The sequence below is a fragment of the Streptomyces griseocarneus genome (assembly GCF_014655595.1).
GTDB classification, from domain to species: Bacteria; Actinomycetota; Actinomycetes; order Streptomycetales; family Streptomycetaceae; genus Streptomyces; species Streptomyces griseocarneus.
Genome location: NZ_BNBL01000020.1, coordinates 79,920 through 94,363, shown reverse-complemented (window position 1 = coordinate 94,363; position 14,444 = coordinate 79,920). Strand labels below are relative to the sequence as shown.

16 protein-coding genes are annotated in these 14,444 nt (G+C 68.9%); 15 read left to right on the top strand and 1 reads right to left on the bottom strand.

Annotated features, from left to right (window positions below; genetic code table 11):
• The first annotated feature begins 453 nt into the window (after window positions 1–453).
• Window positions 454–1,230 carry a DUF4231 domain-containing protein gene (locus IE295_RS32180; RefSeq protein ID WP_190067339.1) on the top strand — a complete coding sequence of 259 codons (777 nt, stop codon included), beginning with the start codon at window positions 454–456 and terminating at the stop codon, window positions 1,228–1,230.
• A 486-nt stretch (window positions 1,231–1,716) separates the two neighbouring features.
• Here the strand turns inward: IE295_RS32180 and IE295_RS32175 are convergent, their stop codons facing one another.
• Entirely contained in the window at window positions 1,717–2,532 is an 816-nt protein-coding gene (locus tag IE295_RS32175) for a class I SAM-dependent methyltransferase (RefSeq protein WP_190067338.1), read from the bottom strand.
• 58 nt (window positions 2,533–2,590) lie between these two features.
• Between IE295_RS32175 and IE295_RS32170 the strand changes: the two genes are divergently transcribed.
• The 14 genes from IE295_RS32170 (at window position 2,591) to ssb (ending at window position 14,429) form a co-directional block, all read left to right on the top strand.
• Window positions 2,591–3,307 (top strand): GntR family transcriptional regulator, encoded by a 717-nt coding sequence (locus IE295_RS32170; RefSeq protein ID WP_190067337.1) that lies wholly within the window; start codon window positions 2,591–2,593, stop codon window positions 3,305–3,307.
• Between the two features lie 554 nt (window positions 3,308–3,861).
• Window positions 3,862–4,116, top strand: coding sequence for a DUF6284 family protein (locus tag IE295_RS32165; RefSeq protein ID WP_190067336.1), 255 nt, complete (start codon window positions 3,862–3,864; stop codon window positions 4,114–4,116).
• On the top strand, window positions 4,113–4,544 hold the full coding sequence (locus tag IE295_RS32160; RefSeq protein ID WP_190067335.1) for a hypothetical protein: 432 nt from the start codon (window positions 4,113–4,115) through the stop codon (window positions 4,542–4,544). Before IE295_RS32165 ends, IE295_RS32160 begins: the two co-directional genes overlap by 4 nt.
• Entirely contained in the window at window positions 4,525–6,216 is a 1,692-nt protein-coding gene (locus IE295_RS32155; RefSeq protein ID WP_190067334.1) for a hypothetical protein, read from the top strand. Before IE295_RS32160 ends, IE295_RS32155 begins: the two co-directional genes overlap by 20 nt.
• 83 nt (window positions 6,217–6,299) lie before the next feature.
• Window positions 6,300–6,830: a hypothetical protein gene (locus IE295_RS32150; RefSeq protein WP_190067333.1), complete on the top strand. Its 531-nt coding sequence runs from the start codon at window positions 6,300–6,302 to the stop codon at window positions 6,828–6,830.
• A complete protein-coding gene (traA, locus tag IE295_RS32145) occupies window positions 6,830–7,363 on the top strand; it encodes a plasmid transfer protein TraA (protein ID WP_190067332.1) in 534 nt (177 codons plus the stop codon). Before IE295_RS32150 ends, traA begins: the two co-directional genes overlap by 1 nt.
• A 96-nt stretch (window positions 7,364–7,459) precedes the next feature.
• On the top strand, window positions 7,460–9,406 hold the full coding sequence (gene traB / locus IE295_RS32140; RefSeq protein WP_224323565.1) for a plasmid transfer protein TraB: 1,947 nt from the start codon (window positions 7,460–7,462) through the stop codon (window positions 9,404–9,406).
• 169 nt (window positions 9,407–9,575) lie between these two features.
• Window positions 9,576–10,055, top strand: coding sequence for a hypothetical protein (locus IE295_RS32135; protein WP_224323559.1), 480 nt, complete (start codon window positions 9,576–9,578; stop codon window positions 10,053–10,055).
• A 10-nt stretch (window positions 10,056–10,065) separates the two neighbouring features.
• Entirely contained in the window at window positions 10,066–10,257 is a 192-nt protein-coding gene (locus IE295_RS32130) for a hypothetical protein (RefSeq protein ID WP_190067330.1), read from the top strand.
• A 90-nt stretch (window positions 10,258–10,347) separates the two neighbouring features.
• The gene (locus IE295_RS32125) at window positions 10,348–11,610 is read left to right on the top strand and encodes a DNA cytosine methyltransferase (protein WP_190067329.1); all 1,263 of its coding nucleotides are present in this window, start codon (window positions 10,348–10,350) and stop codon (window positions 11,608–11,610) included.
• Window positions 11,607–11,885: a hypothetical protein gene (locus IE295_RS32120; RefSeq protein WP_190067328.1), complete on the top strand. Its 279-nt coding sequence runs from the start codon at window positions 11,607–11,609 to the stop codon at window positions 11,883–11,885. The genes IE295_RS32125 and IE295_RS32120 overlap by 4 nt, the downstream gene beginning before the upstream one ends.
• The gene (locus IE295_RS32115; protein ID WP_190067327.1) at window positions 11,882–12,094 is read left to right on the top strand and encodes a hypothetical protein; all 213 of its coding nucleotides are present in this window, start codon (window positions 11,882–11,884) and stop codon (window positions 12,092–12,094) included. Before IE295_RS32120 ends, IE295_RS32115 begins: the two co-directional genes overlap by 4 nt.
• Window positions 12,088–13,953 carry a DNA polymerase gene (locus tag IE295_RS32110; RefSeq protein WP_190067326.1) on the top strand — a complete coding sequence of 622 codons (1,866 nt, stop codon included), beginning with the start codon at window positions 12,088–12,090 and terminating at the stop codon, window positions 13,951–13,953. The genes IE295_RS32115 and IE295_RS32110 overlap by 7 nt, the downstream gene beginning before the upstream one ends.
• 11 nt (window positions 13,954–13,964) lie before the next feature.
• Complete coding sequence (ssb, locus tag IE295_RS32105) at window positions 13,965–14,429, top strand: single-stranded DNA-binding protein (protein WP_190067325.1); 465 nt, start codon at window positions 13,965–13,967, stop codon at window positions 14,427–14,429.
• The last annotated feature ends 15 nt before the right edge of the window (window positions 14,430–14,444 follow it).

Here is a 14,444-nt window from a genome sequence, read left to right as displayed (position 1 = left end):
TGCGGCGGCAGCGGCTCCAGGTGATCCCACAGCTCATCCGACACGATCCACGGCGACGTCCCCATGCTGTAAGTGCGTCTCGTGCCCGGTGGCCCAAACTGGATGGGTAGTCACCTTACGTGCGGCGGACATGGCGAAGCTCTCGGGCGAACCAGAGTAGGCCGCGACGTTGGACCGTGAGGTGACTCGGAGTCACGTGTGCCACGTCCCGTAGCCCACAGGGGCCCGACCATCGGTGCCAGGGAGAAGGCTCGTTGGCACCTCGTAGATCACTTATGTGCGACATCATGTTGCCAAGGAGAGGGCGGTGTCGACTTCCCCTGGGTTGGCGGGGTGTTGACTGTTCGAACTCGACTCGATCACTGGGGCGTAAGACCGAGGGGGAACGTAAATTCGATGCCGGAGTTGCGGAGTGTGTCAACCACTGACGCTCTGATCAGTTATCGAGAGCAGGTGGCCGACCTGCAGCAACGTATCAAAAATCGACGTTTCCAAGTATTCGGGTTCTATGGAACTCCCATCGCAGCGCTGATTACGGTTCTTGCGTGGGTTGGCGTGAAGGTCTTCTTCTGGCTGCATGCTGATGCGCCGAGTGCAATCAACGGCGCGTTTGGGTGCTCTCTTTTAGTTTTGGGTGTCGCCACCGTTGTGCAATTCGCGGCTGAATTCTCTGACGGAGGTTTCTGGCAAGATTCGGGAACTCCGCTAAAGAAGCTCAAGCTTGACCTTGAGTTGGCCGAGGAACGAAGAATCCTCGAGGCGAGGCGGATGATCCCTCCACCCTTGGAGAGGCAAGCCTCGTACAAGGAACGGATTCCTGGTGAGATAGCTAGATTGCGTAAGGAGTCTCGACACTATCGCCGCGTGCACCTCCTTATGCAGTGGCTGCTCTTCATTGGTTCGGCCGGAATTACTGCAGTCACGGCTTGGTACGACCCCCCTCAACCTGCAAAGGGGGCCTTGATTGGCCTAGGCTTCACCGTCACGGTGGTGACGGGTGCAGCGGGCTACTTCAAGCCTCGCGAGCGGGCGTTCAATCTCCAGCAGACTGCCGACAGTCTGGAGCAGCATACGACTGCACTGGAGCTGGGAATCGCGCCGTACGCGCAGGGGGATGACAGGCTTAGTCTGGAGTTGTACGCAACTACGGTTGAACAACTGCGCGCAGAGCAGCGAATGCGTGAGCAGCAACTCGATCAGCCCCAACAAGGCCAGCAGGACGTTATTTGAGACCCAACTCTCATACTCGCGTGGCCCCGGGGTGAATACGAGCTAGTCGGAGCGGTTTGAGGCTTCTGGACAACCACCCGCACCGGGAAAGGCCTTCCGCACAGCTGACACGGCGGGTGGTATGTGCTGAGACAGCCTATTTTGCAACCGTCGAACCTTGGAATCCGGGCTACAGATGGGCCACACGCCCTGGTCAGCATCGAGAAGCAGGCAGAGCACTGTGAGACAGGGCCTATGCCGAAGGGGCGCCCTCCCGCGCCAGGGAACCCCTTCTAGCTGGCCCTACGGGCCAGTAGGCGGAGAGTGTGGGGTGCGCATCCACGGCGACATCGGCCCCGACGGTTTTAAAGGCCGCACTGCGCGTAGTTACATCACCGCCCATGAGGCCTTCCGTCTGTTCGGCCGACCTACCTGGCCACAGGCTGGCTAAGCGTATTGTCTGCCCCTCCAGGCGCTATCCGCGCTCCGCAGTCGCCCCTGCTGTCCTCACGCAGGGGCCTTCCCCACGGCCAAGAGATGAGAAGATGCCGCGAGAAGTTCCGGATAGGGTTCGGCCATCCGGGCGGCCGTCAGGACCGATGCGAAGAGGTCGTCGTTCGGCGTCAGTCCTGAGCTGTGCTCCACGGCCTTCAGCATGGACCAGGCAGGCCCCTCAACTCCGAACACGGCCACATCGGTCAGCCCGACGGAGCGCATTTCTTCGGCAAGTTCCTCACCCCGGTGGAAGTAGGAGAGGGTGAAACCGCGGTGACCGTCGTAGACCGCAGTGCGGAGGATCTCGGATACCGACGATTCCAACCGGGGCTTTTGGAGCTGGGCCAGCGCGCTGTGCTCGAAGATCGACGCGTAGCGGTTGATCGCTGCCGCGGCTACAAGACCGCCGGGGCGCGCGACGCGGACCGCCTCGGTAAGTGCTTGCAGCCGCTCGGCGCGATCAGGGAGGTGATAGAGGGGGCCTAGTAGCTGGACCACGTCGTAGCTCGCATCGCCCGCGGCCAGAGCGCGTGCGTCGCCGACGGAGGCGGGGCAGATCTCCGCGGCCTGCGAGACATGTCGGGCGACCGGATCGACGAGATCAACGTCGTATCCGTCCGCAACGAGCCATCGGGCGTGCACTCCGGGGCCGCCGCCCACATCCAGGATGCGGGCGGGCGCTGCCGGCAGGAAGCGCCGCAGGATCTCCTGCGTGCGGAGTAGTTCCAGGCGCCCGTCGGCTGACATGCTCAGCCGGGCGCTCTCATCAACGACTTGCGAGTAGAAGTAATCGATCTCCGGCGCTAGCTCTAGCTCTGGGTTCGACATGCACGCAGTATCGTGTGTACCGGTGGACCAGTCCAGTGAAGCTACCCGAAGAGGAGCCATGGCACTGCTCAAGTACGAGGAGATCGCGGAGTCTCTGCGCCGTCGGATCGCGGCAGGGGAGTTCGCCCCGGGCGAGATCATGCCCTCAGGGCGAGACCTGGCTGAACAGTGGACAGTGTCCCGAGCGACGGCCATCAAAGCCATGGACGTGCTGCGCAATGACGGCTTGGTCGAGGCCCGCCAAGGGACCGGCTTTGTCGTTACCGAAACACCCGTCGCGCGCCCGGCGGGCAACCGTCAGGCAGGCTCCGCTCGAGTGGCAGGTGGCATGCCATTCCTGCGCGTCGGCGAGCCGGACTGGGCGGAGCCGCCGGCCAACGTAGCCGCCGCACTGCGCCTTGGTCCTGGAGTACAGGCACTGCGCCGGGTGCGCGTGCTCCAACTGCCCGATGGAAGCCCACACAGCTACGTTGAGGCGTGGTTCCCACCCGACGTGGCGGAGCCGTCGCCGCGGCTGGCGCAGACCGCCCCGATCGCGGAAGGGACAACGCGCTATGTACGCCGTCAGACCGGCCGGTTCCCCGTGGAAGGTGTGGACGTGACCACGGTACGGCTGGCGACGCCGGAAGAAGCTAGGCACCTCGCGCTCTCCGGAGAGGCGGCTGTGGCCGTCGTGCTGCACACCGCGCTCGACCAGGAAGGCCGTCCCCTCGTGTGCGAGGAGGGTGTCACGCCCGGCACGCTCTTTGAGCGGGTCGAGACGTACGTGATGTAGCTGCTGAGGTTTTCGCCTCGAGCTGGACCGGTCCGCCGGTCCAGCTTTTTTGATTGCTCATCAGGCCGGCTAGCTGGGCAAACACTTTCCACTCAACTGCCAGCGCTGTTAAGCTACTTGACTGGACCGGTCCACCGGTCCAGTCTCTTTGTGTGGCCACTGCCACCCGGCACCGCGGGGTGGGGCTACTTCGCCATACCTGCACGACAAACGGGGCCTGGGAGACCGGGCTTCAGGAGCCCCGCATCTGGACGGGGGGAGGTTCCCGGCACCTTTGCAGCCGGAGGGCACAGACCGAAAGGTCACGTCTCTGCCTAGAACGGGCCGTGGTCGCGCTACCTGATACGGGCGCGGCAGTCCCGAAGGAGACACGCATAGCTCTTGTTCAGCCTTCCGCAGCGCCGCTGTGCGCTGCGGCCGGTTGCCTCCTCCGCCCGTCTTGTACGGGCGGGGCTGAGGGGAGCCGGATGTACCGACTTCAACGGCGGGCGGCTCCGGTGCTGGCACACCGGAGCCGCTGGTTCGGGCCGTTCCTACCCAAGGAGCAACGACCCATGACGTACATCGATGCTGTTCAGGCGGGTGTTACCGCCATTGAAGACTGCGGCCCGTCGGCCGCTGAGCTGGACGCGATCGAGCGGGAGATGCCGCTCATCATCGCGGAACTGGAGCTACTCGACGCGCAGATCGCGGTGCTGGACCGAGTGCCCTCCGAGCTTGACGCGCGAAGGCTGCGCCGGGCACTGCGTCGGGTGCTGGCCGTGCGTCTGGCTCTGATGAAGCACTCAGGCACGGGGGAGGCGGCATGATCCGCCTGGTCACGCGCAGCAGGCTGGTGGGCCTGCAAGAGGAAGCGCAGGCGGCACGGTCACGGGCAACCCATGTGCAGGCGCAGGCGATTCGTTCGCTGGCCGACTGCATGCATGAGGCGTGGGAGCTGACGGCGCGGGCGGAAGCGGCTGAGAGCCAGGTGGCCGCCGCGCAGCGTGAGGTGGCGGGGCTGCGGCGTGAGCTGGACGCTGCGAAGCGGACCGGCGTGACGTTGTGGCTGTTGTTGCACCACGGCGATCCGCACAGCATCCACCGCACTACGCAGGCAGCCGAAGAGCACGCGGAGTCCTGCGAGGGGGCGCCGATCGTGTGGGAGCCGGGCTCGGGACGGCCGGCGAGCGAGGTCACCTGGCGCATGACCCCTGTGACCGTGAAGGAGGGGGCTGATGACTTCCTGGCTCCCTGACGTGTCTGGTGCTGTCGGCGCCTGGTCGTGGGTGCTGCCGCTCGTGATCGCGGTGCTGGCTCTGGCCCTGACTGTGTGGGGTGTGGGCCGGTTGCGCAGGTCGGTGTGGCTGTCCGGGATCGGCCCGCAGGCCGTGGTGGCGCTGGGCGGTGTCGCGGTCAGCGTGCATGGCCTGTGGGGCTTCGCCACCGATACCTGCGCTCTGCCCACGGCGCTTGCATCGGCGTTCATCGCGGTGTTCGACGCTGCCGAGATGACGCTGCTGGTCATGATGTACCGGGCGGCGGACCCGGAGGCGGGGTGGACGCGTGAGCTGCGGTTGATGCACCGCACCGCCTGGACACTGGTCGGTTTCTCCGCCGCGATGAACGCCGTGCACGCCCCGAACTGGTGGGCCCGCCCCGTGCTGGCCGCAGTCCCGGCCCTGGCTGCGTGGCTGATCGAACTGCAGCTTCGCAGCAAACTGCACCACACCCGTCCGGAGGAGGAAGAGACCGCGCGTCCGGGTCCGGTGCGGCTGGTGGCGCTGTTGTGGCAGCACGGCTGGGCCGCCCTGTTCGCCGTGCTCGGACTGGACGCCCGCAGCTCCTCCTCCGCCATCGCGCGGGCCGCGCTCGCTCAACGGGCCGCCCTGCGCATCTACCGCCTCCGGCTCGCGCTGGAAGCCGGCAAGTCGGCCAGGGTGCGGCGGCTGCGCGGCAAGGCTCAAAAGGCCTTGGACCGTGCGGACGTGGCCACCGAGACCGGACAGGCACTCGCGCTCGTTCGGCGGCTGGGTGCCCTGACCCGCGCGGAGGAAGTCGCGCGACTCGACTACCGGGACACCACCGCGGTGCTGACCCTGATCGAGGATCTCGCCGTCACCCCCGCCGTCCAACGGCAGGAAGCCTCCGCGCTTGCCGCGCAGGCCGAATCCGCGCGGCGCGAGGCCGAGACGGCGCGGCAGGAGGCGGAGGATGCGCGGCAGCGCGCGGAGGACGCGCGGAAGGAAGCCGAGACCGCGCGGAAGCGCGCGGAGGATGCCCTGGCCGCCGCGCGGCAGGAACTGGAGGCCGCCCAGTCGGAGCACGCGGCGCTGCTGGCCCGGGGAGAAAATGCCGCCGGGCAGGAGGAGACCGCGCGGCAGCGCGCGGCGGAGGCTGAACACCGCGCGGAGAGCGCGCGGCAGGAGGAAGCGGCCGCGCGGCAGCGCGCGGAACAGATCCTCAAGGACGCTGCACACCACGCTGCACAACAGGCGGCCGAGCAGCAGGAGCGCGTGGACACACTGACTGCGCAGCTCCAAGACCTCGGCACCCAGTACCAGGCCCGTGCAGCGCTGCTGGCGCAGGTCAACGGGCAGATCGAGGAAGCCGCCCTGCTGCGCGACCGGCTCCACGGGGACCTGGCCGCGCTGCATCCGCACGCGCCTGACGCGGCCTTGAGTGGCGCCGGGCCGGTGTGGAAGTCAGAGGCCAAACAGGAGGGCTGGGCCTTCTACCTCCACCGCCTGACCACCGACGGGCACGACGAACCGACCGCGGCGGAGCTCTCCGACCGGTTCCGCGTGGACCCCGGAAACGCCCGCAACTGGCTGCGCGACTTCCGAGCCGCGCGCGCCGCGCAGCTCGCCGCGCACCAACCGCGCGCCCTGGCCGCTGTCAATGGTCATGACCTGGCCGGCGCCCTCTGAACAGTGCTGCCTAAGGCCGTCATCCACGAGCCCGGTACACGGTGTGTGCCGGGCTCTCCTCGTTCTCGCGTTGGAGAATCCTCGTGTCCAGTCGTACCCGGTCCCACAAGGTGCGCGCCGGTTCCTCCACGGTCCGTATCCCCCGTCAGTCCCGCTGGCGTCGCTCGAGCACCCCGTTCGTCGTGGTCGTGCCCGAGCGCCCGCCGCTGTCCCTCGAGCTGCTGGCCTGGTTCGCCCGGCTGCTGTGGCGCCACCGCATCCGCCTGGCCCCGCTCGCCCTGGCCACTGCCGCATGGCCGCTGACCGCACTGCTGCACGCGCTGGCCTGGTGGTCCGGCCTGCTCTTTGCCGTAGCTGCGGTGCTGCCGCTGGGGTGGATGGTCCACGTGAACGCACACCGCCCGGCCGGACAGTCGGCATCCAGGTGGCGCCTGATGTCGGCCGCTGTCATCACGGCCGCCATGGGATGGCTGGCACTGGCGGCCAGCTTCGGACCCACGACCGACCCACTGCCGCTGACGTGGCTGCTGATCACCATCACCACTCAGACCGGCTGGTCGGTGCTGCGCCGCATGCCCGCCTCTCGTCCCGCATCCCGTAAGGAGACCCACTGATGGCCAACGGCTCCCGCTACGGCACCGACGTCCCGCGTGGGGCGAACGGCGCCCACAACAAGTTCAACTCCAAGAAGTTCGAGGCGCGGTTTGCCCCGGGCTTCACGGTGAACGTCAACGCCGGCAATAAGACCACCAGCGGTGGCGGTGCTCCGAGTCGCCGCGGTGGCGGGCATCCCGAGGCGCTGCTGGCCCCGCCGGACTTCTCGTCGCCGGCACTGATGCGCAACTACTGCAACCACCTGCGTGCGGCGGCCGTGGCCATGTCCATCGAGGTGGCCATGGGTGCCGAGATCTGCAAGGGCGTGCTCGCCTCGGTGCCGGACCCCGAGGGGCGGCTGGGGGGCTCGCGGATCCGCGCGCACAAGGTGGCCCGCAAGCTCCAGAGGTCCGCTGACGCGCTGCGGGATGCGGCGAAGAACGCCGCGGCGGCGTACGCCACGTTCCAGCAGCAGTACGAGGAAGAGATCAACCGCGTTCGTCACCGTGCCCGGCGTCCTCAGGCTCCGCGCATGGACTGGGCTCAGCAGTAAGGAGGTTCGGTGATGGCTGAGCGGAACACTGCAGAGCAGCAGCATGAAGAGCAGCTCCAGGGCGCGTCGGATGCGGCCGGCATCGGCAAGTACCTGATGCACCGGGCCAAGCCGCACCTCCCGCCATGGCTGGGCGTCGGCGGCGTCGGCCTGGCCGGTGCGCTGGGGAGCCTGAAGTGGGCTGACAGCGCCGCCGCGGGTGTCGGTCTCACCCTCGCCTCGGTCGCCCTGACCGGGGCCACGTGGTGGGCGGGCCGGTCGACGAGCCAGCAGCGGCGTCTTCACTCAGCCATCACCGTCGCCTCGGGGTCGGCCTGGCTCACAGCCTCTTGCCTGGCCGGGCCGACCACCGGCCCTCTGCCGGACCTGTACCTGATGGGCGGGCCGGTCGTGGCACTGTCGTGGAACATCCGCATGGTCATGCGGCGCAACCCTGAAGCGGCCACCGGGGAAGGATCGGACAAGGGCCTTCTGGAGAAGGTCGGGCTGGCCCGGGCGCAGATCGGCACAGCGAAGGTGGAGCCGAACCGTGTCACCGCACCCATCGCGCTGGAAGCCGGCGAGCAGACCAACGACGACGTGACCAAGAGCCTGTCGCGGATCGCCTCCGCGCTGGACCTGCCGACGACGGCCGTGCGGTACATGCCGGATCCTTCATCGGCCCGGCGCGGCGACCTGATCATCGTCCCGGAGGACATGCTGGCGGAGGTCGTCGAGTGGGAGGGCCCTTCCCTGCTCGGCGGCTCCATCGCCGACCCGCTCGTGATCGGCCGGTACGACGACGGCTCCCCGCTCCAGCTCTGGCTGCCCGGTGACCCGGAGGCCAACCGCAACTCCACCCACCTGCTCATCGCAGGCGGCACAGGGTCCGGCAAGGGCGACACCGCCCTGAACCTGCTGACGGAGATACTCTCCCGCCGGGACGTGATCGTCTGGCTGTCCGACCCCAAGGCGTTCCAGGACTTCAGGCCGCTGCGGCCAGGGCTGGACTGGGGTGAGGAAGGCGGCACCGGCACAGAGGTCATGGTGGAGGCGCTCAAGGCCGCCATCCCGGCCCGCACGCGCTGGCTCGGCGACCACGGCTACCGCCAGTGGGTGCCCGAGGCCGCACAGGTGCAGAACAGCAGCAAGCACACCTGCCGGAAGGACGGCACGGCGTGCGGCTGCCCCGGCATGCCGTTCCTGGTTGCCTGGATGGAAGAAGCCGCCAACACTTTGCGGGCGTTGGGCGACGACGCATTCACGGGCATCGCCCAGGAAGCCCGTTCCGCGGGTATCGCCCTGGTCGTCTCCCTCCAGCGCCCCTCCTACGACCAGATGAGCACCAGTACCCGCGCGTCCCTGCCGTCCGTGGTCGCGCTCGGCTGCGACCCGCGCGACGAAGGGTTCTCCCTCCCCGAAGCCGTGCTGGACGCCGGCGCCCACCCCGGGGCCTGGGGCAACCGGCGGCCCGGTTACTGCTACCTCGTGTCGCCCGGCATCCCGGAGGACCGGTACCCCTCCCCAGGCCGTACCAAGGCCTTCACCCACCGCGCCGTGTCGCCGATGGAAGTCCTGGCCCTGTGGGCGCAGCGCAATGGGGCAACGGCTGATCCGGTCACCGCCAAGGCTGCCCGAGGCGTGGCCGGACAGCTCTACACCGGCCGGGTGGCCCCCGGCGACGAGCCGGCGGCGCAGGCCGCCGTGGAGGAGGACGACATGCCGGACGGCATGCTGGTGGACCCTGAGGACGCCCACCTGGACCCCGAGGCCGACCTGCCCGAGCCCGAGCCGGGCGACGACGCTCCGATGTTCGGGCAGGACACCGGCCACAAGCCGTCGCCCAAGGAGGCCCGACGCCTGTTCGCTCAGGCGCTGGAGCAGTTCGAGTCCGAAGGGCGGATGATCGTCGGCCCGAAGGACTTCACCGACTGGTGCGACGAACACGGCTACAGCCGCCCATGGGTCTCCGAACGACTCAAGGAAGCCGCCCTCGAAGGCCGCCTCGAGGCCACCAGCCAGACCGGCCGCTGGCGGATCGTCCCCGCCCTGACAGCCGCCTGACATCCCTGACACGTCACGGCCGCCTGACACCCAAACCCTTAGGCACACGCGCCGTCACGCGGTCCTGACAGCGGCCCGTGACACCCGCTGACAGCCGCCTGACACCCATCCCGCGGGCCCGCACCATCACCCGGTGCGGGCCCGCCCCCGTGACCTCAAGGAGGTCGCCATGACCCTTCCCGAACGGCACCCGGACACCCTGACCCACCACCCCGTACCGATCACCACCCACACCGACACGCTGATGCCTGTTCAGCCGGGTCCGCTCCCTGCCGTCCAGACCATCCGGCTCCCGGACGGACGCCTGATCACCGGCTACGCCCTCACCCAGCCCGAACCGCCGACCACCCTTCCGATCCCGGCCCCGGCACCGGTGCCGGCATGGGCCAAGACCACCGCGCTCCTCGCCCCGACCGTCGGAGGCGGCATGGCCGCCGCAGGATTCGGCCTCTCCTACGCCGCCCCCGGCCTCATCGCGATGAGCCAAGCCCTGTGGTCCGCCGCCGCCCTCATCATCGCCGCAGTCCTCACCATCCCCCTCATGCTCCGGAGCGTCCGCAGCCGCACCGAGGCACCAACGCAGATCACCCAGCACATCACCACCACAGGCCTCTTCGGCCGCGCCAACGGGACCATCAACCACCACTGAAGGGATGCCTGTGCGCGCCACTGGCTCACAGATCCTGGACCGCGTCGCCGACGTCCTGGCCCTGCTCCGCGGCCTTCAGACGCTCCGCTGCCCGGAGGCCGACTGCCTGGTGCGGATCCGCTTCCGCGCCGTCATCTCCGAGGAGGTCAAGCGCCTGACAGCTCTGGCCACCGACCACACCCTGCACGCGCACCACCACTAGCTACACCGCGGGCGGCCCCCTCTCACGCCAATGAAGCCGGGGCCGCCCGCGTCACCAGCCGGTTTGAGAACGGAACTGGAGGACCCCAGTATGACCAAACCTGCTCCCACCGCACCGCCGGAGGGCGGCAACATCAGTCTGTGTACCGGGTCCGGTGCGCTGGACCTGGCTGTGGAAGCCGTCACGGGCCTGCCCACGACCGTGGTCGCCGAGAAGGATCCGGCCGCCTACCGGCTGCTGGCCGCCCGGCTGCCCGGCGCCCGCAACCTCGGCGACATCACGGCGGTGGACTGGCCGACACTGTCCGGCTCGCTGCCGCGCCCGGCGGCGCTGACCGCCGGGTTCCCCTGCCAGGACATCTCCAACGCCGGACCTCGGGGAGGGATCGCCGGTGACCGCTCAGGACTGTGGAAAACCATCGCCCACGCCATTCGCCACCTTCGACCCCAGCTCGTCTTCCTGGAAAACGTCGCCGCCATCCGCAGCCGGGGCCTCGACGTCGTCGCCGCGGACCTGGCCGCGTGCGGGTACGACGCGCGGTGGATGTGCCTACGCGCTGGAGATCCCGAAGTCGGGGCCTGCCACCGGCGTGACCGCTGGTTCGCCGTCGCGTATCCCGCTGCTGAAGACCCCTACTTCCCAGCTGGGGCGCAACGGGGGTCCGCAGCACCCGGACAAGCGCAGGGCGGGCGGGCACGGGCCCACGCTGGAGGACGAAGTGGTCTTCTTGCTGCCCCCGACGGACGCATAAGCCTGCTGCCCACCCCCGCGGCCGCCGACGGAACAGGCGGCCCCGGAATCTCCCCCAAGCGCAAGGGCGGCATGAACCTGCGCACCGCCGTGACCCTGCTGCCCACCCCCGCTGCACGCGACTGGAAGTCTGCCGCGTCCAACCTGCTGGGAACCAACTCCCGCCCGCTGAATGAGGTGGTGGTCAACCTGCTGCCCACCCCCAAAGCCTCCGACGGGCCGCACGGCGGTCCCAACCAGCGCGACCGGGCCGGAACCTACTACCTCCCCGGCCAGGCCGTCCGCCTGGACGGGCGATGGGTGGCCACCAACGGCACCGACTACGGGCCCGCCATCCGCCGGTGGGAGCACGTCCTCGGGCGTCCCGCGCCCGAGCCGACCGAACCGGGCACCAAGGGCAACCGCCGTCTGTCCCCGGCCTTCGTGGAATGGATGATGGGCGCTGATCCCGGCTGGGTGACCAGTATGGACCTGGGCCTGTCCCGCTCCGACCAGCTCAAGATCCTCGGCAACGGTGTCGTCATCCACCAGGCCGCCCTCGCCTACAGCCTGCTGCTCGGTACCCGCACCGGCCCCTACGCCGACAGCAGGGACGCGGCATGACGACCTCAAGGCAGGACTGCCTGCCCGGGACCGGAATCACCGCCCCGGAGCCCGACGGGCCCGGGGCGGCGCCGTACACCGGGTCGGACACCGCCGCCTACAGCGCCGCCCTGACCGGGGACGGCTACGGCTGGCTCGCCCGCCTGCTGCCCGCGCCGGTGCCGCTGACGTGCCCGCGCTGCCGCTACCCGATGCACCTGCCTCCCACGGTGCGCCTGCTGTGGGAGTGCCTCACCTGCGACGCCTCGAGTCTGGAGGGAGTGGACCCCGCATGACCCCGCCCGAAGGCTGCTGCTGGCTGTGCGCACGGCGGCGGCCGCTGTTCCTGGCCACCGAGGAGACTCATGACCTTGAGGACCGCGCCTGGCTGTGCGTGCGGTGCTGGTCTCGGTTCCACCTCGACGCCCTCGACGTCTGCTTCCACTGCGGCAGCCGTCTCGTCTGCGATGGCCCGATCGCTGGTGAGGATGACCTGCTGTGGTGACCTACACCCGCACCCACGGCGGGCACACCATGACCGTCCACGCTCCCGCGAATGCCGCCGAGTTCGACTCGACGGCGTTCGCCGCGTTCGCCCGCTCGGACGCGGTGCTGGGCCTGGATCTGGAGACCCGCGCGATCGTGGACGGCGGCCCCGGGCACTTCGGCCCGGACGCCGGCGTCCGGCTCGTGCAGTTCGGCACCCCCACCACCGCATGGGTCCTCAACCCGCTCGTTCCCGCCCAGCGCGACGCTCTGACGGCGGTGCTGGCGGATCCGGAGCGCCGGTTCACCACCCACACCAACTACGACGTGCTGGCCGTCTGGTCGGCCTTCGGGATCCCCCTCGCTCAGCGAGTGGTCGACACCCACCTGCTGAGCAAGGTGGCCAATCCCGATGAACGCGCCGGGCACGGTCTGAAGGACCTGGCCGCCCGGCACCTCGACACCGGACTGAAGGAAGCCGAGACCGCACTGCACGACCGGATGCGTGACCTTGCACCCGTCGGTTCCCGCGCGGGGGACCGCGCGATCACCTGGGGCTGGGACCACATTCCCGCCACTGACGAGTCATACACGGTCTACGCAGGCTTGGACGCGATCTACGTGCGCCGGCTGCTGCCGGTCCTGCTGGCCCGGTGTGCGCCGTTCTCCCACCTAGTGGGGATGGAGCAGTGGCTGGCGGCGCAGTCCACTGGCATTACGGTCCGCGGCCTCCTCCTCGACCGCCCCTATACCGCCAACCTGCTCCGACAGTTCGAGAGGGAGTTCAACGCCGCAGACGCACATATCCGCAATGCGTTGGGCTTCTCCGGCCGATCGCCGCGGTTCGCCCAGTGGATGGAACAACAGGTCACCGGCTACACATGGCCCCGCACGGACAAGGGGCAGATCCAGACGACAGCAGACAGCCTGGTCGCACTGGGCCACGCTCTCTCCGAAGGGTCGGCCCAGATCAGCGACCGTGGGCGGGAGCTGTTGGCGGCGCGACGGGCCATGGCCGCCGGCTCCAACACGATCACGAACCTCAAGTCCTTCTTAGCTGCTGCAGACCGCGGCGGCCGGGTGCATCCGCAGATCAACACCTTGCGGGCCCGTACAGGGCGGATGTCCATCACCGCCCCTGCGCTGCAGACCTTGAAGAAGCACGACCCGCGGCTGCGGCACTGCTTCCGCGCCGAGAACGGTCACGTGCTGGTGGCCTGCGACTTCTCGCAGGTCGAAGTCCGTGTAGCCGCCGCACTGTCGCGGGACCGGACCCTGATGGACGTCATCACCTCTGGCGTCGATATCCACGACGCTACCGCGGAGCTGATGTACGGACCCGGCTTCACCAAGGAGCAACGCACAGTCAGCAAGCGGGCGACGTTCGGCACGATTTACGGCGGTGGAGCGAAAGCGCTGGCCGCGCAGACCGGGGTGCCGGTGTCCGTGGCGCGAGGCGTGATCCAGCGATGGCAACGCGCTTACCCCGAGGTGATCCGCTTCGGCAAGGACATCGCCAACGCCACCACCGTGATCACTGGGTCCGGTCGGCGCATCCCTGCCGACCCGGACCGCCCGTACGCCAACAGCAACTACGCGATCCAGTCCACCGCCCGCGACCTGCTGGTTGCCGCCGTCTACGAGCTGGCCACCGCACACGGGCTGCATGAGCGGCTGTGGCTGTTCGTCCATGACGAAGTCATCGTCCACGTTCCCGCCGACCAGGCCGCGGCGGTGCGGGACCAGCTCACGGCCGCCATGACCACCACTTACCGCGGAGTGCCCATCGCCGCGGACGCCGAAATCCTCGGCACCCACTGGGGCCGCCTCCCTGACACGGAGGCCGTCCCGCCCGTATCGGAGCACGCCGGAGCCTAGGAGGCCCGCACATGCCCATCGGCGAAACCACCATCACCCTCATCGGCAACCTGACCGCCGACCCCGAACTGCGCCACACCGCCGACGGCACCCCGTGGCTGTCCTTCAACGTCGCCTCCAACAGCAAGAACTGGGACAAGAACCGCGCCGAATGGGGAGAAGGCAAGACCCTGTTCCTGCGCTGCACCGCCTGGCGCTGGCTCGCCCAGAACGCCGAATCCAGCCTCAGCAAGGGCACCCGCGTCATCGTCACCGGAGCCCTGCGCCAGTACGACTACACCAGCGCCGACGGCATCCAGCGCACCGGCTTCGGCCTCGACGTCGAAGACATCGCCGTCAGCCTCCGCTACGCCACCGCCACCGTGCACCACACCAACGGCACTGGCAGCCAGCGTCCGAAGGCCCAGCCCGGCACCAAGAGCGACTCGTGGGCCATCCCGGCCCCGGCCGGTGGCGACGACCAGCCGCCCTTCTGACAGTCCCCGGGGCAG